Source organism: Marinobacter iranensis (assembly GCF_029207565.1).
Lineage (GTDB): Bacteria > Pseudomonadota > Gammaproteobacteria > Pseudomonadales > Oleiphilaceae > Marinobacter > Marinobacter iranensis.
The window spans coordinates 153,794-176,047 of record NZ_JANCMW010000001.1; the positions used below are offsets into that span (position 1 = coordinate 153,794).

At 58.5% G+C, this 22,254-nt stretch carries 21 protein-coding genes; 6 read left to right on the forward strand and 15 right to left on the reverse strand.

The window, feature by feature from the left end:
• Nucleotides 1-25 precede the first annotated feature (25 nt).
• From ppnP to NLU14_RS00865, 10 genes are all read right to left on the reverse strand, one after another.
• Nucleotides 26-307, reverse strand: a complete 282-nt coding sequence (gene ppnP / locus NLU14_RS00820) for a pyrimidine/purine nucleoside phosphorylase (RefSeq protein ID WP_275704256.1) — start codon at nt 305-307, stop codon at nt 26-28.
• 72 nt (nt 308-379) lie between these two features.
• Nucleotides 380-712, reverse strand: a complete 333-nt coding sequence (locus tag NLU14_RS00825; RefSeq protein ID WP_275704257.1) for a Na+/H+ antiporter subunit G — start codon at nt 710-712, stop codon at nt 380-382.
• A gap of 39 nt (nt 713-751) precedes the next feature.
• A complete protein-coding gene (locus NLU14_RS00830) occupies nt 752-1,021 on the reverse strand; it encodes a K+/H+ antiporter subunit F (protein WP_275704258.1) in 270 nt (89 codons plus the stop codon).
• Nucleotides 1,018-1,506 carry a Na+/H+ antiporter subunit E gene (locus NLU14_RS00835; RefSeq protein ID WP_275704259.1) on the reverse strand — a complete coding sequence of 163 codons (489 nt, stop codon included), beginning with the start codon at nt 1,504-1,506 and terminating at the stop codon, nt 1,018-1,020. Before NLU14_RS00835 ends, NLU14_RS00830 begins: the two co-directional genes overlap by 4 nt.
• Nucleotides 1,506-3,023, reverse strand: coding sequence for a monovalent cation/H+ antiporter subunit D (locus tag NLU14_RS00840; RefSeq protein WP_275704260.1), 1,518 nt, complete (start codon nt 3,021-3,023; stop codon nt 1,506-1,508). The genes NLU14_RS00835 and NLU14_RS00840 overlap by 1 nt, the downstream gene beginning before the upstream one ends.
• A complete protein-coding gene (locus NLU14_RS00845; protein ID WP_275704261.1) occupies nt 3,023-3,385 on the reverse strand; it encodes a Na+/H+ antiporter subunit C in 363 nt (120 codons plus the stop codon). The genes NLU14_RS00840 and NLU14_RS00845 overlap by 1 nt, the downstream gene beginning before the upstream one ends.
• Nucleotides 3,385-6,192, reverse strand: coding sequence for a monovalent cation/H+ antiporter subunit A (locus tag NLU14_RS00850; protein ID WP_275704262.1), 2,808 nt, complete (start codon nt 6,190-6,192; stop codon nt 3,385-3,387). Before NLU14_RS00850 ends, NLU14_RS00845 begins: the two co-directional genes overlap by 1 nt.
• Nucleotides 6,193-6,503: 311 nt before the next feature.
• Nucleotides 6,504-7,316, reverse strand: coding sequence for a crotonase/enoyl-CoA hydratase family protein (locus tag NLU14_RS00855; RefSeq protein ID WP_275704263.1), 813 nt, complete (start codon nt 7,314-7,316; stop codon nt 6,504-6,506).
• Between the two features lie 373 nt (nt 7,317-7,689).
• Nucleotides 7,690-7,854, reverse strand: coding sequence for a hypothetical protein (locus tag NLU14_RS00860; protein WP_197061345.1), 165 nt, complete (start codon nt 7,852-7,854; stop codon nt 7,690-7,692).
• A gap of 114 nt (nt 7,855-7,968) precedes the next feature.
• Nucleotides 7,969-8,361 carry a helix-turn-helix domain-containing protein gene (locus tag NLU14_RS00865; protein WP_275704264.1) on the reverse strand — a complete coding sequence of 131 codons (393 nt, stop codon included), beginning with the start codon at nt 8,359-8,361 and terminating at the stop codon, nt 7,969-7,971.
• A gap of 188 nt (nt 8,362-8,549) precedes the next feature.
• On the opposite strand from NLU14_RS00865, the gene NLU14_RS00870 reads away from it, so the two are divergent.
• From NLU14_RS00870 to NLU14_RS00895, 6 genes are all read left to right on the forward strand, one after another.
• Nucleotides 8,550-10,352, forward strand: a complete 1,803-nt coding sequence (locus NLU14_RS00870; protein ID WP_275704265.1) for an acyl-CoA dehydrogenase — start codon at nt 8,550-8,552, stop codon at nt 10,350-10,352.
• Nucleotides 10,353-10,468: 116 nt separating this feature from the next.
• A complete protein-coding gene (locus NLU14_RS00875; RefSeq protein WP_275704266.1) occupies nt 10,469-10,735 on the forward strand; it encodes a hypothetical protein in 267 nt (88 codons plus the stop codon).
• A gap of 132 nt (nt 10,736-10,867) precedes the next feature.
• Entirely contained in the window at nt 10,868-11,200 is a 333-nt protein-coding gene (locus NLU14_RS00880; protein ID WP_275704267.1) for a hypothetical protein, read from the forward strand.
• A 173-nt stretch (nt 11,201-11,373) separates the two neighbouring features.
• Nucleotides 11,374-13,398, forward strand: a complete 2,025-nt coding sequence (locus NLU14_RS00885) for a PhoX family protein (protein WP_275704268.1) — start codon at nt 11,374-11,376, stop codon at nt 13,396-13,398.
• A 222-nt stretch (nt 13,399-13,620) separates the two neighbouring features.
• Complete coding sequence (locus tag NLU14_RS00890; protein ID WP_275704269.1) at nt 13,621-15,261, forward strand: methyl-accepting chemotaxis protein; 1,641 nt, start codon at nt 13,621-13,623, stop codon at nt 15,259-15,261.
• Between the two features lie 65 nt (nt 15,262-15,326).
• Entirely contained in the window at nt 15,327-15,698 is a 372-nt protein-coding gene (locus NLU14_RS00895) for a DUF4870 family protein (RefSeq protein WP_275704270.1), read from the forward strand.
• Here the strand turns inward: NLU14_RS00895 and NLU14_RS00900 are convergent.
• The 5 genes from NLU14_RS00900 to NLU14_RS00920 form a co-directional block, all read right to left on the reverse strand.
• The gene (locus NLU14_RS00900) at nt 15,695-17,008 is read right to left on the reverse strand and encodes an MFS transporter (RefSeq protein ID WP_275704271.1); all 1,314 of its coding nucleotides are present in this window, start codon (nt 17,006-17,008) and stop codon (nt 15,695-15,697) included. The genes NLU14_RS00895 and NLU14_RS00900 overlap by 4 nt on opposite strands.
• Before the next feature lie 84 nt (nt 17,009-17,092).
• Nucleotides 17,093-18,217, reverse strand: a complete 1,125-nt coding sequence (locus tag NLU14_RS00905) for a DUF1513 domain-containing protein (protein ID WP_275704272.1) — start codon at nt 18,215-18,217, stop codon at nt 17,093-17,095.
• A complete protein-coding gene (locus NLU14_RS00910) occupies nt 18,217-19,260 on the reverse strand; it encodes an imelysin family protein (protein WP_275704273.1) in 1,044 nt (347 codons plus the stop codon). The genes NLU14_RS00905 and NLU14_RS00910 overlap by 1 nt, the downstream gene beginning before the upstream one ends.
• 9 nt (nt 19,261-19,269) lie before the next feature.
• The gene (locus NLU14_RS00915) at nt 19,270-20,688 is read right to left on the reverse strand and encodes a di-heme oxidoreductase family protein (RefSeq protein ID WP_275704274.1); all 1,419 of its coding nucleotides are present in this window, start codon (nt 20,686-20,688) and stop codon (nt 19,270-19,272) included.
• Nucleotides 20,689-20,711: 23 nt separating this feature from the next.
• Nucleotides 20,712-22,040 carry an imelysin family protein gene (locus tag NLU14_RS00920; protein ID WP_275704275.1) on the reverse strand — a complete coding sequence of 443 codons (1,329 nt, stop codon included), beginning with the start codon at nt 22,038-22,040 and terminating at the stop codon, nt 20,712-20,714.
• Nucleotides 22,041-22,254 lie beyond the last annotated feature (214 nt).

Sequence of the window (22,254 nt, forward strand, 5' to 3'; positions counted from 1 at the left end):
TGCCCTGTTCCGGGCCTTGCAGTGGTTATTCGTAGGTGCAGAGGTAGGCGGTGTCGATGTCCGTTTTGGCCTTGAAACTGGCCTGCCCGGCAACTTCAAAGAACTCACCGGAACCGAAAGTCATCCACTCCTGCATCCCCGGCAACAGCACGGTCAGCGCACCGCTGATGACGGTCATGGTCTCTTTCTTGCTGGTACCGAACTCGTATTCTCCAGGACTGATAACGCCCACGGTTGCCGGCAGGGTAGTGGTCTGGAATGCAATGGATTTTGCCTTTCCGTCAAAATACTCATTTACTTTCAGCATGTGTCAGGCTCCTCAAGAATTGGGGAGCCTACTATACGGGAAATTTGTTCAACTCCAATGACAAATTTCCCGCTACTGGTCCCAGGTGTTTCCCTGGGTGTTCTTGGTTGTGGACACACCGATATGCATGGCGGCTTTCGCCAGTATGTTGGCGCTTACCGGTGCTGTCAGGAACAGGAACACGGTGATGAGCACTTCAGAAATGTCTACACCCTCGCCCTTGCTGCTGAAATAGATTACGGAACTCAGAACAATGGCACCAACACCAACGGTGGTTGCCTTCGTGGGGCCGTGAAGGCGGGTATAGAAATCGGGCAGACGGGCCAGCCCGATAGCGCCGACCAGGGTGAAGAAACCACCCGCCAGAAGCAGGGTAACAAGGGTGTATTCGGCGATGGTGTTCATTAATGAAAGCCTCTGGTTAGCCAGTGTTTGCTTCGTTTGTTATTCGATTACGCTGCCGCGTTTCAGATACTTGGCCATCGCTACCGTGCCGACGAAGCCCATCACGGCAATCAGCAGCGCTGCCTCAAGGTACAGGCGTGTGCCCAGGGTTATACCGAGCAGAATGATCAGCGCGATGGCATTGATATACAGGGTGTCCAGTGCCAGTACCCTGTCTGGTGCGTCCGGGCCCTTGATCAACCGGTAGACATTCAGTATCGCCGCCAGAACGACCATGGCAATGGTGATGTACAGCGCTATGGTGATCATGGAAACATCTCCTTAAGACGGGCCTCGTAGCGGGTGCGAATGGCGTTGATCACCTCTTCGTCACTTTCTGCGTCAAGGGCGTGGATCAGCAGTAACGCTCTGTCATCGCTGACATCGGCACTGACGGTTCCAGGCGTCAGGGAAATCGTGCTGGCAAGCATGGATATGGCCAGAGGGTGCGTCAGTTCCAGTGGATAGGATACCAACACCGGTTTGGGCTGGCGGCCGCTGAGTATCAGGCGAGCGACAGAGATGCTGGCGATGACAATGTCGTAAAGGACAAGCGCCAGATAGAACGGCAGTTTCCAGGGACGGACGAAGGCTGGAGGGTCTGGCCAGAAACTCCGGGTCAATTGGGGTATCAACCAGGCCAGAACGAACCCCATGACAATGCTGGCACCAGACATACCGTCACTCAGGAACTGCCAGACAACAAAAAGAATCAGGCTGAGGTATGGCTGCGGAAAGCTCAGGCGGTCAAGCATTACTTTTCCTCCCCAACCATTGGTACGCTCAAGATTTGGGTATAGGCGCTGGTATCATGAAGTTGTGCTGCGGTGTCTTCTGCGTAGCGACTGATTGGGCCCGCGAGGACGACGATCACAATGCTCAGCGAAATCAGCGCACTCGCCGATACAGACAAGGATGGTGTCAGTTTCTGGCGCTCTTCAATATGGCCGTCCACGTTGCGCCAGAACACGATACTACCCGCGCGACTGTAGGCAATCAGCGTAAAGAAGCTGCCAATCAGCAAAACGCTCCAAAGCCAGGCGACATCTGACTCGGTAACCGCTGACTTGAGAATCAGCAGCTTGGCAAAGAACCCACTGAGGGGAGGCAGACCCACAGCCGCCACGGCGCCCATCAGGAACAGCACACTCAGGAACGTGCGGTTGGCAATTCGGGGCGCCGTCACGATCTTGTCCCCGGCACTGCCCCGTTGACCGTCGACAAGATCAGCCACCAGGAACAGGCCGCCGACCACCCATGTGGTGTTGAGCAGATAGAAAAGTGCGGCGGAAGTGCCGGCTACCGTACCAAACGAGATGGCCGCCAACAGGGTCCCCACCGAGATGATAACCTGCCAGGCAACCAGCTTTCGAAGGCTTTCAGCGCCCAGGGCCCCGATAACGCCCATGCTCAGGGTGATCAATGCCAATGGGAACAGCCAATCCATACCGAGGCCGGCCAGTTCGCCAGCCTGGTTGCCGAACATCAGTGTATACACGCGAATGATAGCGTATATGCCCACCTTGGTCATAACAGCAAACAGTGCCGCAACGGGGGCTGTGGCGTTGGCATAAGCGCTGGGCAGCCAGAAGCACAGTGGCAGGATAGCGGCCTTCAGTCCGAACACCACCAACAGCATCATGCCGCCGGCCTTGACCAGGGGAAGGTTTCCCTCGGCAACCTGGGGGATCTTGATGGCCAGATCCGCCATGTTGAGAGTTCCGGTGACGCTGTAAATCATCCCGACACTGATCAGGAAGACGGCTGAGCCGGCAAGGTTCAGCACCACGTAATGCAGGCCGGGTACGGTGCGGCTGGTGCCTTCTCCGTGCATAAGCAGGCCGTAGGAGGCAATCAGCAGAACCTCAAAGGCAACAAAGAGGTTGAAAAGATCTCCGGTCAGGAACGCAATGTTCAGGCCGAGCAGCTGGAACAGGAACAGGCCATGAAACTGGCGACTGTTCTCATCAGTGCCGCCGATAGCGTAGATGTGACAGAACAGGGCGAGCACGGCCGTCATCACCAGCATCAGGGCGGCAAGCCTGTCCAGCACCAGGACAATACCAAACGGGGGTTGCCAGTTGCCGAACGCATAGACGCGATAGCTGCCGTCATCGGCAAGAACCAGAAGAACGATGGCGGCAACCAGCGTCAGAACGGTGGTGGCAATGGCCAGGGTGCGCCTTAGTGTAATGGGCGCGTACCCCATAAATGCCTGCAATATGCCGCCAATCAGCGGAATCAGTATGGGGGCAGTCAGCCAGTGGTTCATTATTTGGCATCCTCCTGCTCTTGGCGTGCGTTGTCCTGTTCGGGGATACGGCCATTGACATGGTCATCGTCGCTGTCGGCCAGGCTGCGCAAGGAAAGCACAACCACAAAGGCCGTCATGGCAAACCCGATAACGATCGCGGTCAGAACCAGTGCCTGGGGGAGAGGGTCGGAATAGGTTTCGGCACTTCCAATGATGGGCTGGCCGCCGGTAGCAAGCCGCCCGGACGAAAACAGGAACAGATTAACACCGTAGGACAGCATGGTAAGACCCACAACAACGGGAAAGGTGCGGGCTCTGAGCATCAGGTAAACCCCGGAGGCTGTCAAAACCCCGATGACCACCGCGAATGCAAGCTCCATTATGAGCCCTCCTTCTTGTTGGTACTCTTGATTGCCGAATGGGGGGAAAGGCGCCCGATGCTGGTTAGTGCCAGCAGTGTTGCGCCGATAACCGTCAGGTATACACCAAGATCAAACACCAGGGCTGAGGCCACCTCGAATTTGCCAACGACAGGCCAGTAGACATAGTCATACGTGGACGTAAGGAACGGATAACCGAAGGCAAAACTGCCAGCCCCGGCGATCACCGCGAACAATAGCCCAAGGCCGATAACATTGTGATAGCGGATGGAAATACGTGCCTGGGTCCAGGGCATCCCGCTGGCGATGTACTGCAGGATCAGCGCAACTGCAGTTATAAGGCCGGCGATAAAGCCACCGCCGGGCATGTTGTGGCCACGCAGGAATATATAGACGGAGACCATCAGGGCCAGTGGCAGCATCGGCCTTGCAATCTGTTGCAGCATCATGGGGTGCGCGTCCCGCGTCCATGGATGGCCCTGGCCGTCACCCGGGGGTGGTGTCAGGGCGACGTTGCGTAACATGGCGTAGATGCCCAACGCGGCAATGCCGAGCACTGTGATCTCACCCAGGGTATCGAATCCACGGAAATCCACCAGGATAACGTTGACCACATTGGTGCCACCGCCGCCGGGCTTGCTGTTTTCAAGGAAGAACTCCGAGATTGAGGTAAACGGCTGGGTCAGCATGGCCAGGGTAATGAGTGTCATGCCGATACCGGCCGCACCGGCAATCAGAATATCCCTCAACCGGCGGCCTTTCGGAGTCTCGATCGGCGTCCATGAGGGCATGTAATAGAGCGCCAGCATCAACAGAACAATCGTGACTACCTCAACGGATAGCTGCGTCATGGCCAGGTCTGGTGCTGAAAAACGTGCAAAGCCTAGGGAAACAATGAGCCCCACCACACTTAGCAGAACCAGGGCAAAGAAACGGTCACGATGTACGACCGCGGTCCCAAGGGCAGCGACCACCAGGACAGCAATGCCAACAAGGGTGGGCCAGTCGATCGGGCTAAGCCCGTTGCTACCAACCGCAATCCCAAGGTTCCAGAGCGGGGCCGCCGCAACCGCAATTACACTCACCACCAGAAGCATGGCGTAGCGCTGCAACGAACCGTTCTCAATAGCTGCCGTGACGGTATGGGCAACGTCTGCGATCCGGCTTACAAGTGCCTCAAACACCGCCTTTTCATCAATTTCCCGGAAGCGGGCATGGAAGTCGAAAAAGCGCTGGCGCTGGGTGTACATCAGCAGACCGCCAGCGAAGGCGACAACGCTCATCAGTAGCGGCAGGTTGAAGCCGTGGGCGAATGTCAAATGATATTCGGGCACTTCGCCGCCCAGTGTAGCGGCCGCTGCGGCGTACAACAGCGGCCCTACGGAAAAGGCTGGGAACATGCCTACCATGAGGCAGGCGAAGACCAGAATCTCAACCGGGATCTTCATGTACCGGGGTGGCTCGTGGGGCGGAAATATCGGCAGGTTGACCGGGCGACCGTTGAAAAACACATCGTGGATGAATCGAGCCGAGTAGGCCACGGCAAAAATACCCGCCAGGGTCGCAACCAGCGGAGGCAGATAGGCCCACAGTCCGGGCAGGTTCAGTTCGAGAGCCTCTGCGAAAAACATTTCCTTGCTCAGGAAGCCGTTGAGCAGGGGAACCCCTGCCATGGACGCCGCCGCCACCATGGCCAGCGTTGCGGTATGGGGCATGTAGCGCCACAGACCATTGATCCGGCGCATGTCCCGGGTACCGGTTTCGTGGTCGATGATGCCGGCTGCCATAAACAGGGAGGCCTTGAAAATGGCGTGGTTTATGACATGGAACACGGCAGCGACAGCGGCCAGTTGGGTGCCCATGCCGAACAACAGGGTGATAAGCCCAAGGTGGCTGACGGTTGAATGAGCGAGGAGGCCTTTCAGGTCGTGCTTGAACATGGCGACATAGGCGCCAATCAGCAGCGTTGCCATACCGGTGAAGCTGACCATGTAGAACCACTGTTCAGTGCCGGCGAGGGCCGGATACAGTCTGGCCATGAGAAATATACCGGCCTTCACCATGGTTGCGGAATGCAGGTAGGCGGAAACCGGTGTGGGGGCCTGCATGGCATGGGGCAGCCAGAAGTGGAACGGGAACTGCGCGGACTTTGTAAATGCGCCAAGCAGCACCAGGGTGAGCGCGACCGGATACATGCTGTGGTTCTTGATCAGGTCACCGGCCGCAAGTACGTCTTCCAGTTCGTAACTGCCCACTATATTGCCAATCAGCAGGATGCCCGCCAGCAGCGCCAGGCCACCGCCTCCAGTTACCGCCAGTGCCATCCTCGCACCACGCCGTGCGTCCTGCTTGTGGGTCCAGAAGCTGATCAGCAAGAACGATGTCAGGCTGGTCAACTCCCAGAAAATCATCATCAGCAACAGGTTGCTTGACATTACGATGCCAAGCATGGAGCCCTTGAAGCACAGCAGCAGCGCGTAGAACTTGCCCACGTTCTCATGGGGCTTCAGGTAGTAACGGGCGTACAGGATGATCAGCAGCCCGATGATGAGAATCAGCAGGGCGAAAAGCAGCGAAAGGCCATCCAGGCGGAAACTGAATGACAGACCGAGAGCTGGCAGCCACTCAGAGCTGTGCTGAACGATGCCGCCATCGGCCAGAATTGCCCAGTGTGGGTAGAGTGCCGCCAGCCCAATGATGGCGGGAACACAGGAAACGACAGCAATGGCTGTCCGTCCGCCCTGGGCGAACAGTGGGGCCGCCAGGGCACCCAGAAATGGCAGTAAAACGACCAGCGGTAGCGACATCGCAACCTCGTTATTGGCTTTCTTCTTTTATGGATGGAGAAGCAAGTGTTGCCAGAGTTTAGCCCCCGGTGTCCGTGCTTGCACGGGCAACCAGTTAAACGGTGGCCAGGATATCAGCAATGACGGGGTGGGTCCGGGAAGTAGGGCAGACGGCCTCGGTGCCTCTGTGCATCGGCGGCGACCGGTGAAAACCCGGGATGTATGTAGGCCAGGGACCTTGCGGTCGTCATGGTTGCTCCGATAATCAGTTACCCGGGGTGATGATACGTGGCCGTCTCCGAAGGTCAAGTGTGCTGGCCATTTATCCTCGCTCAGAAATCCCGCCGATCCTGGTAGGGTCTGTCCGGAGAGCCAGAATTCCGCGCGACCGCGATACGCTGGTTGGCCCGGCCAAGTACTTTCTTTTGCAGTCTGGTTTCCCAGTCCAGTGCCACCTTGTCATTGGCATTCCAGCTACGGTTGAATAGTAGTTTGCTGGCCGCCACAGCGTCCGGCGAGCGGTCGGCCAGTTCCCGGGCGAAGTCCATTGCCTCGGACATGGGATCATCGCTCACTCGGCTGACCAGGCCCATTGCCTTTGCTTCCGTACCGTCGAAACGCCGTGCTGTCATGGTTAGCTCCTTGGCCAGGTCAATGGAAATCAGTTCGCGAAGAGTTACGGTCAGACTCATGTCCGGGATCAGTCCCCACTTACACTCCATGATGGAAAACTCGCAGTCGGCGGTGGAAAACCGGAAATCGGCGCCCAGCGCCACCTGGAAGCCACCGCCGAAACAGTAGCCGTGGGTGACCGCAATCACCGGTGCCGGCACGTTCCGCCACAGGTAGCCCACATCCTGGGCCAGGTTGCTGATCTTGCGGCCCGGCTTGATCAGCAGCTTGAGGAAATTCACCGGGTTTTTCGACACGGTTTTCACATCCAGCCCGGAGCAGAAAGCCTCTCCGGCACCCCGCAGGATAATGGCGCGCACACTGCGGTCTTTCTTCAGGGTTTTGGCGGCCCGGGTAATGGCCTCGAACATGGGCATGTCCAGGCCATTGTATTTCTCCGGCCGGTTCAGGGTCACAATGGCAATGCCGTCCTCAATATCGATCAGTACCCGGTCAGAATCGCGTGCGCTCATATCGTCGGTTCCGTGTCATACGTTAGTCGTAGGCCGCTATGCTACCATGTCGCCTCCTGATGAGAACGCCCGCGCGAGACGAGATAAAGAGACAGCATGCTACCCGAACCTGCTCAAACCCCCTGGACCTGGGCTTCACCGAACTGAACAACCGCGTGCTCTGTTTGATGATTTGGTAAACTGGGGGATTCAGACCCACTTGATCGGTGGCGCGGACGTGGCCGAAGAGCTGGATGCGAAAGGTGCTATTCGGCAGGGGACGAGAAGTGGCTGCCAGGATCTGACGGATTTGACAAAATTGGTCACAAAGTGATCTTTCTGATCAGTCTTGCAGTAATAACAATCAGTTACTGTCAGTGTGACGGACTACCGTTTATCGAATGGCTTTCAGGGCCTCGCTGATGGCGTCCGCCTCGGCTGAGAGAACCCGGTAGCGAAGGCTATCGGCCTGCTGGCTGGCCTGTAGCAACTGTTTCTGCTTCATATCGTAAAGGCGATTGAGCAGTGCGGATTGCTGATTCTTGTGCGGTGCTTTCATGGTATTGCCCTCCACAGGAAGTAGCCTGTGTCAGTAATTTTTACGTTTTGGTTCGGCTTTTGGCCTTGTAGTAATAATTAAGCATAACCCGGGCCAAAAGCGCTTGGGCGGGGGTTACCTGCCAAAGCGTGCCCGATAGGTGCCCGGGGCCAGGCCAGTGTGCTTCCTGAATAGACGGCTGAACGAACTGACATCCTCATAACCCACCAGCCGCGTCACCTCCTCCACGGCCGCGCGAGAATTTTCCAGGTGCTGCCTGGCCGCTTCAATTCTCAGAACCTGGAGGTAACCCGTGGGGGTATCCCCCGTTGCCCCCTTGAACCGGCGAATCAAAGACCGCTCCGTTAAACCGGCCAGCGCCGCAGGGGTTTGCAGGGTTACCGGCTTGGCATAGTTCGCATCCAGCCAGTCCTGCAGCTTCAGAACCGCCGCATCGGAATGGTAGCGCCGCGCCTGCAGGGCACCGTAACGCTCCACCAGGTAAACGCCCAGATCCCACCAAGCCATACCACCCCCGGCACAGGCAACTTGTCCATCCACCGTAATCAACTTATCCGGTTGCAGGTCCACCTCGTGATTGCCCGGCCGCCTGAAACCGAAAAATGGCGATATCGGCCATGATTATGTCATTAGCGCCGGTTTCAACAAAAACAACCGTATGAGAGGCTATACCCAATAAACAGGAGACTACCCCAATGACCGACACCCTGATCGACCGCCGCGACCTGGCGTTCCAACTCTACGAAGTACTGGATACCGAAAGCCTCAGCCAACGCGAACGCTTCAGCGAACACAGCCGCGACACCTTTGACGCCGTCATCGAAACCGCCGACAGAATCGCCCGCGACAAATTCGCCACCCACAACAGCGCCGCCGACAAAGACGAGCCAAAATTCGTGGATGGCCAGGTGGAAATGCTGCCCCAGGTCAAGGAAGCCTTCGACGCCTACGCCGATGCCGGTTTCATCGCCGGCCGCTACGACTACGAACTGGGTGGCATGCAATTGCCGGAATCGGTTATGGCAGCGTGCAACGGCTTCTTCACCGCCGCCAACCCGGGCACCGCCGGCTACCCGTTCCTCACCACCGCTGCCGCCAACCTGATCCGTGTGTTCGGCAACGACCGGCAGAAAAACACCTTCCTGCCGCACATGCTCAGTGGCCGCTTCACCGGCACCATGGCCCTGACCGAGCCCCACGCCGGCTCTTCCCTGGCAGACATCCGCACATCCGCGTCACCAACGGATGAAGGCCATTATCTGATCAAGGGCGCCAAGATCTACATCTCCGGCGGCGAACAGTCCATCACCGAAAACATCGTTCACATGGTGCTGGCCAAGATCAAAGGCGCACCGGCGGGTGTGAAAGGCATCTCCCTGTTTATTGTGCCGAAGTTCATTGTCGATGAAGAAGGCAACGCGAAAGAACGCAACGGCGTGAACCTGGCGGGCCTGATTCACAAGCTGGGTTATCGTGGCACCACCTCCACCGCCCTGAGTTTTGGCGACGACGCCCCCTGCCATGGCTACCTGGTCGGCGAGCCCCACCAGGGCCTGAAGTACATGTTCCAGATGATGAACGAAGCCCGGGTGGGCGTGGGCTTTGGCGCTGCCGTGATCGGTTACCGTGGCTACATGCACAGCCTGGAGTACGCCAAGGACCGCCTGCAGGGTCGCAAACCGTCCGAGAAGAACCCGGAAGCCCCCCAGGTGCCGATCATCGAACACGCAGATGTTCGCCGTATGCTGCTGGCCCAAAAGGCTTACAGCGAAGGTGGCCTGGCCCTGTGTCTGTATGGCGCACGCCTGATGGACGACCAGCATACCCATCCGGACGAGCAAAAGCGGATGGAAGCCGGCAAATTACTGGATCTGCTGACCCCGGTCATCAAGGCCTGGCCATCCGAGTACGGGCCCAAGGCCAACGACCTGGCCATCCAGGTTTATGGTGGCGCCGGTTACACCCGTGAATACCCGGTAGAGCAGTGCTGGCGGGATAACCGCCTGAACCCGATCCACGAAGGCACCAACGGCATCCAGGCGCTGGACCTGCTGGGCCGTAAGATCTGGCAGGACCAGAGTCACGGCTTGCAGTTGCTGATGCAGGAAATGCAGGTGGACCTGGAAGCGGCCACTACCGAACGTTGCCAGCAGTGGGCACTGTCCCTGAGTGAAACCCTGCAGCAGGCGGTAAAAGTGACCCAGAGCCTGGGTAAATCCCTGATGTCCGAAGACCCGGACCGGGTGCTGGCCAACGCCTCCTGCTACCTGCACCTGTTTGGCCATATCATCGTTTCCTGGATGTGGCTGCGTCAGGCCAATGCAGCAGCCAAGGCGCTGGGTTCTGCCAACAGTGACGATGAGCGCAGTTTCTACCAGGGCAAACTGCAGGCGGCGCAGTACTTCTTCCACTGGGAACTGCCAACGGTGGCTCAGGATTTGGTGCTGTTGAGGAATCAGGACGATACCTGCATGAACATGAAGCCGGAATGGTTCTGAAACTGGCAGACTGAACCATTCTGAACCAGACTGTAGGTATGCCTCGGCCCTGACGTTGCGTCTGGCGCTCCGGGGCATTTTTCTGTCCTGTCGGTATCTACAGGGAAGAGCCTACCATGAAGTCAGAAAATGCCTCCAACGCCTATCGACCGGTACGCTGTGAAATTCATAGCCTGCTACGGGAATACCTCACCTCTTCAAGACTGGCCGAGATTGTCTACCGAGACGATGCCGGACAGATCCGCACAACCCACGACATCATTCGTGACCTTTTCAGCCGTGCCGGCCAGGAGTTTGTTTTCCTGGGGCGTGGGCATATGGTCCGGCTGGACCACGTACTGACGCTCGACGGCAGAATCGTGACGGCTACGGGTGAATGCTGACAGGTTGTTGTTTTCTCTAACTTGTTGTCACTGCTAACAAAAACGTAATTGGCAGGTAATTGTTCCGTGTTGGTCATGGCCGTAGACTTGTCGCTGTTGTTTTCACACGCCAAAGAAAGAAAGGACACCGTTATGAACAAGCTGACACTGAGCGCACTGGCACTGCTGATGACGCTGGGCCTCGCAGCCTGCAGCCAGGACGACAACGAAGGCGCAGACTTCGAGGAAGCCGGTGACAACGCAGAGGAAATGGCGGATGACGCCGGAGATGCTGCCGAAGAAACCTACGAAGACGCCACTGGCCAGAACGACAGCGCCTGGGATGAAACCAAGGATGCTGCCGGTGACGCCGCAGAGGAAACCGGCGAAGCGGTTGAAAACGCCGGTGAGGAAATGGGCGAGGCTGCCGAGGAAGCAGGCGATGCCATGGAAGAAGGTTATGACGACGCTACCCAGAACAACTGATCTTCTGGGAGACGTGCCAAACCGTCTGAAAACCTGCTCCTGAGGGGCAGGTTTTTTTGTACCCTGTAAAGAAATGTTAAAGAAACTGTCTTTTTGTTGTCTGCAATCTGTCACCTAAGCCATCGACACTGTGCTCTCGAAAACCTATAAACCACCCGAGAGAGAGCAGGACCATGGCAAAGCATGATCTGGATCCCAATTACCTGGATCCCAATTACGAGCCCGTAGTTAACCATTCCGGCAATAGACCTTTCCAGCAAGTTCTGTCGGCCCGTATGCAGCGCCGTACCGTCATGAAAGGCACCGTGGGCGCCGCCCTGGCCAGCGTGATGGGCTTGGGCCTGGCCGGTTGTGGCAGCGATGACGACGATGACAACGGCGCCTCCACAGGGGGAGATCCCGCCAATACGGATCTCGGGTTCAAGGCGGTTGCCGTATCCACCGCCAACGAAGTCGTTGTTCCAGAGGGCTACTCATCCCTGGCGTTCCTGGCCTGGGGTACCCCGATTACCGGTTCCTATCCCGAGTACCAAGCCGACGGCACTAACACGGGTGCCGATCAGGAACAGCAGATGGGTATGCACCACGACGGTGTCCATTTCTTCCCGATTGACCAGAAGGCCGGTGGCAACAGCTCAACCGAAGGCCTCCTGGTGATGAACCATGAGTACATCAACCAGGACGCAATTCATGCCAGCGGGCCGACCAATGCCGGTGATAACGGTGGCGTCCGCCCGGCCGATGAGGTTCGCAAGGAGATTGCCGCCCATGGCGTATCGGTTGTTCACATCAAGCGCGACACCAACGGCACCTGGGACATCGTTTTCGGTAGCCCCTTTAATCGTCGCATTACCGGCAACACCGAAATGGACATTCGGGGCCCGGTTCGCAGCTATAGCAAGCTGATCACCCAGTACAGCCCGGATGCGACAGAGACGCGTGGCACCCTGAACAACTGCGCGATGGGCCCAACGCCCTGGGGCACCTACCTGGCGGCCGAAGAAAACTGGCATGGTTACTTTGCCAACGGTGATACAACTCAACCCCGTGAGCAAACACGTCATGGTGTTGGCAGTGCCACTCGCTATGACTGGGAACTGGCGGACAGCGGCGCGGACCAATACGTGCGTTTCAATGTCACGCCGACCGGAGCCTCTGCGACCGATGATTACCGCAACGAAGCCAACACCTATGGCTACATGGTCGAAATTGATCCGTTCACCCCGGAAAGCAAGCCCCAGAAACGCACCGCCCTTGGTCGTTTCGGCCATGAAGGCGTGATCTTTGCGCCGGCGAAGGAAGGCGAGCCGGTGGTGTGTTACTCCGGTGACGATTCCCGCTTCGAATACATCTACAAGTTTGTGTCTTCCCAGCCTTATTACTCCGCGACGGCTGGTGGTTACCTGCTGGACGAGGGAACCCTGTACGTGGCTCGCTTCAACGAGGACGGCTCCGGTGACTGGCTGGCGCTGGATCTGGACGACGCGGATTTCGCCAGCAAAGTTGCCGCTGCCGAAGGCACCATGGTGGGCGACATCCAGTTCGATGGCTTTGAGAACCAGGCTGATGTGCTGTTGAACACCCGTCTGGCGGCCGACATCGCCGGGGCAACTCCGATGGACCGTCCGGAGTGGGGCGCGGTGGATCCGAACACTGGAGAGGTATACTTCACCCTGACCAACAACACCCAGCGCACTGAAGACCAGGTCAATGCGGCCAACCCGAATGCCAACAACGCCACAGGACACATCATTCGCTGGACCGAACAGGGTAACGACCACTCCGCCACCAGCTTTGACTGGGACATCTTTGTTTTCGCCGGAGATGAAAACACAGAAACCGTGGTTGACGGGCAGGTGATCGTTTCACTGACCGAAGACAACATGTTCAGCAGTCCCGATGGTCTTTGGTTCGATTATAACGGTCGTTTGTGGATCCAGACTGACAATGGTTATCTGAAGGAGACGTTCGGTAATGACATGATGCTGGCGGCAAACCCGGAGACCCGCGAAATCAAGCGTTTCTTCGTCGGCCCCCAGGGTTGTGAGGTGACGGGCGTTGTCTCCACCCCGGATGTGAAAACCATGTTCGTCAACATCCAACACCCGGACGGCAACTGGCCAAACGCGGCTGAGGATCGCCCCCGCGATGCCACCGTGATCGTTACCAAAGACGACGGAGGCGTGATCGGCGCCTGATACGGGCTCCCACACTCCCCCTGAACCAGGCCGCAACTCCGGATTCTTCCATCAGGATGTCTCCGGAGTTGCGGCTTTTTTGTTTCAGTTTTGTCGCCATCGGCCGAAAAACAACTATTGGTGAACTAAAGTAGCAGTTATTAATACGGGTCATTTCTTTACTCTCACGAGTGATCGTCAATAAAAGATGTATTCATTAATAATGATAATAACGAGGTGGCTATGGGGTTACTCAGTCGGCCTGTTCTGTTTGTGGGGGTGTCGGTTGCCATTGTCGTCGCCATTGCGGCCGTGTTGGTGGCGCCGTTGATAGGGCTGGATGTTACATCGGTCCTGGCGGGGCTCGTTGTTGGTCTGGCGCTGGCCACTGTCTATCTGGTTTTGCGCGTGCTGGAACCGGTAGAGCGCTCTCTCAAGCAGTTGAACGCAGGTGAATTGCCCGAAGACAGCCCTCTCGGAAAGCAGTGTGCGAGCCTTCTGGCGGATGCAAAAGCCGGCCGAGCCCTGGTGGAGACGCTGTCCGGCAGTGCTGACAAGAGCGCCATTTCAGCGGCCCAGGTGTCTTTCGCTGCCGATCAGTTAAAAGTGCGCCTGGACCGTCAGGTCAGCGAAACCGCCCAGATGGCGGAGTATGCCGGCCAGATTACGGAAAGTGTCCGTGAATCCGCCCAGCAGGCGACCGACGCCGCCACCATGGCCCTGCAAAATCGCCAGGTAAGCGTGGAAGGCCGTGAAGCACTGACATCGGCCATCGACAGTGTGCGCGCCGTGCACGAGCAGTCCAGCGAGAACCTGAGGCTGATCCAGGAACTGAACGAAAAATCCAACAAGATCCAGGGGGTGACCACCACCATTCAGGGCATTGCGGAGCAAACCAACCTGCTTGCCCTGAACGCGGCCATCGAAGCGGCTCGCGCGGGTGACCAGGGCCGGGGGTTTGCGGTTGTTGCCGATGAAGTCAGGCAACTGGCGGGGCGAACAGCCCAGGCAACCGGAGAAGTGGCCGAAACACTCCAGGAAATACGGTCTGACACGTCCCTGATTGTCTCGCGTATTGAAGATCTGGCGAAGAGTGTTGAGGCTGGCCTGGCATCCGTTGAGAGTGTGGGTGAGCGACTGGACCAGATTCGTGATCAGTCCGACCGGGTTCAGCAGCAAGTTGCCCGTATCGCCGAGATTGACCAGAACAATGAGCAGAGCCTGGAGCAGATGTCGTCTGCCATTGAAACCGTTCGGGACCAGATCACCGAGAGCGATACCAGCGTCGCCTCCCTTGCCCAGCAGGCCTCAACCCTGATGGAGCTGGCGGAAGAGGCCAATGCCGCATTTGCCCTCAACAGCGATGAAAGTTATCACCGGTCCTTCTATGACCAGGCCAGGCAGGGGGCGGACCGTATTGGCAAGCTTTTCGAACAGGCCGTCCGTGACGGACAGCTGTCGGAAAACGCGCTCTTCGACAAGAAGAGAGAAGCCATACCGAATACCGATCCTCAGAAATACTCAAGCAGTTATGACCGTTTTACAGACCAGCAGCTCCCCTCGGTGCAGGAATCGGTAAAGTCCGCTCATCCTTCTATGGTGTATGCGATTGCCATAGCGCCGGATGGCTATGTGCCCACCCATAACCGCGATTTCGCCCACGCCCCAACCGGCGATCCGAAAGTGGACCTGATGAAAAGCCGTAGCAAGCGGCTGTTCAACGATCGTACCGGCGCCCGCTGTGGTAGCCATACCCAGAGTATGTTGCTGCAGACCTACCGGCGGGATACCGGGGAAATCATGCACGACCTGTCGGTGCCGATCTACGTGAACGGCAAGCATTGGGGTGGCTTCCGCCTGGGTTACAAACCGGACAGTCACTAGGTTTCTGCCATTTTCAGGCTCGGGTGCTGTGGTACACTTCAACTGTGCAGCAAGAGGAGAATCAGTTGTCCGAGCCTGAATACATTCCCGCCAACGCAGACCCCATTTCCCGCCGTGAAGAGCCTGGCCGAAACCTGGCTGTGCTGGTGTACATTCTGCAGGCGTTGTCGTTTTTTGTCGGGGGCCTTACCGGCCTGGTTGGCGTTATCATCAATTACGTCAAGCTGGATGACGTCCGCAACACCTGGATAGAGCCCCATTTCCGCTGGCAGATCCGCACCTTCTGGATTGGCCTGCTGTGGACCGTTATCGGCATCGTGACGACGCCCCTGATCATCGGCTGGTTTGTGTTGCTGGGGATATCCATCTGGATTATCTATCGCATTGTTAAAGGGGCGCTGGCCCTGAATGATGGAAAGCCCCCACAGGCCCACTAGTCGCTGGTGACCTCCCTGAGCCGGGTAGCGCTGATAGCACCGGCAAGCCCCATCAGCCCCAGGGTCAGTATGACGGCCACGTTGGAGATCATTGATACGAGAGCCGTCAGCCCGCCGGTTGCCAGCAGCAGGACACCGATCACGGTATTGCTGACGGAGGTGTAGTCGGTGCGCTTGTTGCCGCCGGCCATATCCACCAGGTAGGTCTTCCGCCCCAGTCGAACCCCTGCGTGCGCGATGCCCAGCACGAAAAACGCGGCCGGATAGAACCAGACGCTTGTGGTTGCTTCGCCGGCAAACAGGACGGTCAGGCCCACCGCAAGGCAGGTACCACTGGCGATAACGGCCCCGCGTATCATTACCTGCCGGCTGGAGCTGTCTGCCATCCAGCCCCATACACTCGCACTGATTGAACTGGCCAGGCTGCTCGCCAGCAGGAACACGCCCAGCAGCCAACCGATGTCGGAATTTTTCTGCGCCAGCACCACAAAGTAGGGCGACGCCAGTGCCGAGCACAACAGCAGGGCACGGGTGATCACGAAATGCCGGAACGGTGGATCGTCCCGCAGCAGGGAAAGGCTTTTAAGCGCGTCCCTCAGTGCATTGCCACCGCCGCCGGTTTCACCTTCGTATTCGTCTATCGACGCAAACAGCAGGCCGGCGATGACCCAGAGGCCGGCGGCCAGCAACAGCAACACGGTGTAGAAAAGCACACCAGGATCTCCCCGGTCCCAGAACAGCAACGCTGTCAGAACCACGGTGGCGGAGCCGCCAAGGGTGGAGGCCAGTCCCGACAGTCTGCCCCGGCGTTTCTTGGGTATGCATTTTCCCTGCACGTCTTTCATGGACACCGAACAGAATCCGCGGGCCAGGGAAAACAGGACCAGTGCGCCCACCACGCCAGCGCCTGCGGCGTAACCTTCCATGAACCACACGCTTGCGGCCATGCCTGCAACGCTGGCCGCCTGGCCAAAGCTGCCAAGGGTCCAGAACCACTTGCGCACAGGCTTGCGCCTGACCCAGGCCCCGATCACCATCTGCGGGATCATCGAGCCGGACTCCCGGATCGGTACCAGCCAGGCCACCAGGGCGGGTGCACCTATCGCGCTGAGAAGCCAGGCAAGGACCGTTTTCGGGCTGATCAGCAAGTCACCGAGCTTGGTCAGTACGTTACTGCCCAGGATCAGGAAAAAGTTGCGGGGTACTTCCTGGCACGCTTCGTCTGGGATATCGGTACAGGCCCGTACGTCTTCCTCGTTGGCAATAAGGCCGTAGATCTGATCGAGCGTGTCCTTCTGTTTCGCAGGCAAGGGGCCATCCTCCGGAGAAAGGGTACTCAAGGATACCAGTTACGACAGGTCTCCTTAAGACCGGAGAGCGGAGTGGCGGGAAAGTCAGACCAGGTGGTGGTCCCATTGGACAGGCAGTGTGGCGATGTCCTGTGGCTGATTGTCCCGGCCGAGGCGAACCAGTTTGCCGCGCCCCGATGAGACAAGAAAGTCACCACCTGCGAGTGCCTGGACGCCAGCGCAGTCCGGAATGGAAGCCCGTGCCAGCAACTCGCCGGTGAGGCCGTTGAAGACCACGGCGGTGCCACCCACGGGGGAGGCGGCCGCGACCAGGTCATTTTCCGGGTGGGCAATGACACTGGCAATGTAGTTGGCCAGGGCTTTTTGGGTGTCTTCGTCAAAGCGGATTTCCCGAAGCTTTCCACCCTCAAGCCGCGCAATAAGGGCCGGCGACTCGTACAGCGGCCCCTGATACTGGTACGCGACGTAAACCTGGCCGTTGGCACCGACACTCACGTGGCGGGAGCTCTGTTGGTGGTGGGCGGGGCTGAATCGACCCACTATAGCGCCGTTGTGGCGGTTCAGCAGGATCAGTGCAGGTCGCATGGTCTCCAGGTTCAGTTTGATGCGATCGTAGTCCGGGTGGGTCAGGATGCCGCCCAGCCCGATCACCAGGGTTTCCCCGTCTGGATGCAGGGTAAGCTCGTGGGGGCCGACACCGTTGAGTTCGAAGGTATGGACCCGCTGGTAATCCCGGTGTGCGTCGTAAACCGCAACTATGCCTTCGCCCTGTTCGTATCGGGTGGCGGTGGCATAGAGCCAGCGCCCGTCCGGTGAGAACACACCATGGCCGAAGAAATGCTCTCCGGGGACGGCCTCGACACGATGTGTTCTGGTGCCGATTTCGGAATCGAAGACGTAGAAGGACCATCCTGGCCGGCGTTCAAAGAAGAGCACCTGGGAACCGCCGGGGCGAGTGCAACCGCTGTGGCAGCGAGTATCAACGGGAGACTGCCAGAGGGGCTTGCCATTGCGGTCGATAGCGCTGACAGCGAACCGTCCATCGGACAGTCCAACCGCACCCACGTACCGGCCCGGGTCTGTGCCCGTTCTCCGAGGCAGCATGCTGCAACCGTGCAGCGTGGCCACCAGGCCACCGGCAAGGCCCGCTTTCAGCAGTTGTCGCCGATTAAGGAATGCGTCCCCGGGTTGCCTGTTGCCGTTTTCCATCAGTCACCATCACTGGAATTGAAGCCACGGACCACGCCCAGCTCCACCGCTGCCTGGTCGTTGACCATCGTGGTCAGTTGGGAGACGTCGACGTAAAAGCCCTGGAGCAGGGAAAAGGTCTCGTCCCTGGAGAGCAGTTCCGCCATGGGGCTATGCAGGTCGGGAAAGTGCTCCAGAACCTCGTCGAACTGCCTGCCGATACGTTGGCCCAGTTCCGGTTGGCTGCTGCTTTCAAGAAGTTGCTTCAGGCCAGGCAGGAAAGACTGCTTCAGGCCAAGAACGGTGGCTTCGGCTGTCTTCAGGCTGCTGCCACTCCGCCACGCATCGGCGGCGTAGATCGAGCGTTTGCCGTTTCCGCGAAGCCCCATGGGCTGGGCCAGCCTGCGTTCTTCCAGGATTTCCAGGGCTGTCATGCCAGCGCGAATGGTGGCGTCCCGGTACTGTTCAGTTGCCAGGTAATGCTTCCTGAACGACTGCCACTGTTCGCTGAGTTGCTTGCTGTTCGACTCGATATGCCCCGCCACCGCTGTTAGCAGACTGCAGGTTCCGGGGGCGGGCAGGGCATTGTTCCCGGTGTTCAGTTGCTCGTCGTACAGGAGGTATTCCAGCATCGGGAATCCCTGTACGGCAACGCCGGATTGGGCAATAACGTCAGCCGATATCGGATCTTCGCCAGTGAGCAGGTAACCAGCTTTTCGTGCAACGAGGTTTTTCGGGTCCGGCCAGAACTGGAATTGCCAGGCAAGGTTGTCGTTCTCGACCGGGCCGAAGTCCACAAAACGGACCTGTTGCCAGGCCAGGAACGCATCCAGCCAGGCGCGTTCCAGGGTGTCGCGTGAGCTCTGTTCCGGTGCGCTGCAGTAGTCTGCAGCGGCATGGGATAAGTCGCCGGCTCCGGTTGCCAGAGACTGGTAGCCCGCGAGGATGCCCCGGTGCCATTGTTCTTTCGCGTCGCCATTTGCGTCAGGCTGGCTGGCAGCCATGCCGGCGATTGGAGCCAGTATCAGGGTGGCAACGCCAATGGCTTTCGTCATTGGTTGCATGGCGTGTCCTCAGAGAGAATTCAGGAAATCCAGTAGTGCACTCCGTTCTTCGGCCGGCATCTGGCGGTAGCGTTCAGCTGCCGGGCCGGCTTCGCCACCGTGCCATAGCACGGCTTCTTCAAGCGTTCGCGCCCGCCCGTCATGGAGAAAACCGGACTGCGGATTGACCACCTGAGCCAGTCCGATACCCCAGAGCGGCGGTGTCCGCCATTCATTGCCATTGGCCAGGAACTCACCCCGGCCGTCGGCAAGGGCCGGGCCCATGTCGTGCAGGAGCAGGTCGGTGTAGGGCCAGATGGTCTGGTTGCTGAGGTCAGGGCGGTCCGCCGCCGTGCCTGTCTGGTGCCTGGGCGTATGACAGCCTGCGCAGCCCGTTTCATTGAACAGTTCTGCACCTTGCTGAACAGGTGCTGTATCAAGGTTGCGCCGGGCCGGTACGGCGAGGCTCTTGGCATAGAAGGTGATAAAGTTGGCCACCTTGTCGCTGACCTCCGGGTTGCCGCCGCTGGTGAAGTGGTCACAGCTTTGCTCGGGGGTACAATCAGTCGCCGGTTTGATGGTGGATGTCAGCCCCATATCCCCGGCAAACGCCCCCATGCTTTGCTGGTGGACGTTGGGCTCCGCGGCCTTCCAGCCGAATCGGCCAGGCACCGTTTGCTGGCTTTCCAGGTCCCAGACCTGGTTGAGTTTGCCGGAGATGCCGTCGTTGTCCGTGTCGTCGGGATCGGCAAGTGCTCTGAGATCATCGAGTGGAATGGCTTCCAACAGGCCCATGCCGATCATCTGCGGGGCCACCCGTGGAGATACCAGCAGGTCCTCTGGCAGAGGGCCATAGTTGGGGTTTTCGATCCGGTAGACCGGTTTGCGCAATTCCACCTGGGCGCCGTCGGCAAGGGTCTCGGTCTGCGAGTCCCACTCGATCACCAGGTCGGCTTCTGGCCTGCCGGCGGGCAGGGCGGCGGTCTGCAACTGGCTTCCGTACACGGGGGCCGGCTTGAACCCGTGTGTTCGCAAAATCTCCGCGTCCTGTTCGGGGTCTGCCGGAACGGCCAGGCGCAAAAACAATGAAATGGGTTTGTCGTCGGCGGCAGGCGGATGCCCACGGCCGTCCTTGATATGGCAGCCCTGGCACGAGTTAGTGTTGAAAAGCGGGCCCAGACCGTCCCGGGCGTCAGTGCTGGCGGGAGCCTCGACCCAGGGATTGCGGAAGAAGCTGTTGCCAACGCTGAAATCCAGGCGCCTGGTCATGGAAAGGTTGGCTTGGGGCAGGGAATAGGCATTGTGGTCGAACTGCTCCACCGTGCCTTCGCCCCCCGTCATGGGTGTTGCCTGGATCGGGTATGGGGCCGGGGCAGCCGCCAGGACGAGGGCCGCTGCTACGGCCACTCCGGAAGACAAGAACAGCAGTAGCAGGGGGCGTCGGCGCATAGATCAGCAAAGGTTAAGTCAGTTTAGAAGGTGTGGCCGGCATCGTCTGGCTTGAGCGAGTCGATACCCAGTTCGCGAGCAGCCTGTTCGATGGAGCCGGTTTGCTCAACCAGAGCCAGAATCGCGCCGTTCACAATCTCCGCGCCTTTCTCGTTGCCCGGGGCGATCATCATATCGAGCTTCATCGGCTCGGCCTCGGCCTCTGCGGTGGACTTCATGGTCTGCAGCGCACCCATGGAGTTTTCAAGTTGCTGGCGCAGTGTTTCGTCAAGCTCCGGGTTGAGTTCCGCCACCAGATCGGACAGCGACGGCCCCGTCAGTTCGGTACCGTCAATCCGGGTGTAGCTGCCGGAATAGACGTTGGCAATGCCTTGGCCATTGAAGTAATGGGAGTTGTGGGTGTTGTCACTGAAACAGTCGTGTTCATCCTCATAGGAGTTTGCTTCCAGCGCCACTTTCATGCGTTCACCGGCCAATTCGCCCAGCGACAGGGACCCCATGCCAAAGAACATTTTCTGGATGGCGGCATCCGGTGCTTCGGCCAGCAATTGGGAGCGGTAGTTGTCTTGCTGTCCTGGCGCCCACTGGGCAACCATCCACTCCAGGTCGCTGATCAGCAGGTCGGTCGCTGCATCGAGATAGGCTGCACGACGGTCACAGTTGCCATTGGAGCATTCTTCTCCCTGAACGTAATCCGTCGCGGGACGTTGTCCGGCACCGCTGTCGAAGCCGTGCAGGTCCTGGCCCCACAGCAGGAATTCAATGGCGTGATAGCCGGTGGCTACGTTGGCTTCTGAACCTCCGATCTCATTGAGCTCCGCCAGCAGTTCGGGTGTCAGGTTGGAGGTATCGACGGTTGTACCGCCGATGTTGATTTCCGTGCTGGCGATGATGTTGGCCGTGGCGCCCTGGTTGCCCAGTTCATGCTGGTAGCCGTCCTCCTCTACATAGTCGATCAGGCCTTCATCCAGTGGCCAGGCATTCAGTTGACCTTCCCAGTCGTCCACCACGGCGTTGCCAAAACGGAAGACCTCGGTTTGCTGGTAGGGCACCCGGGAGGCAAACCAAGCCTGTTGAGCCTTTTCCTGATTGGCTTCAGTGGGGCCTTCAAGAAACGTGTCCACGGCGCTGTCCAGGCTCCGGGCGGCGGTCAGCGCGTCCTGAAATTTGGCATGGGCCAGATCCGCGTAATGTTCCACAACGTCGGATTTGGTGGTGGCCTCCGCGGCAGGTGCTTCCTTGGCCTCAGGGACTGTGGATGCAGTTTCTTCGCTGTTGCTGCAGGCTGTCAGCAGTGTCGCGGAGATGGCAAGGGCCAGGGGTAAGCGCAACACGTTCAAGTGCGGGGCCATTTCGATGTCCTTTCGTCGTTGATGGAATAAAACGTATTATTATTCGCATTATAGGGGGTGGATAATCCGTTGCAATGACTGTGTGAAATGATTTTCATTTATTTTTTTGACCTGGCTCAGAATCGTGGATTGGAATGCAATTGATGACTTCCGGAAAGGTTTGCCAAGTCAGTTCGACCTGTAGCCTAATGGGCTTTCGATGTTCAGGAGTCTG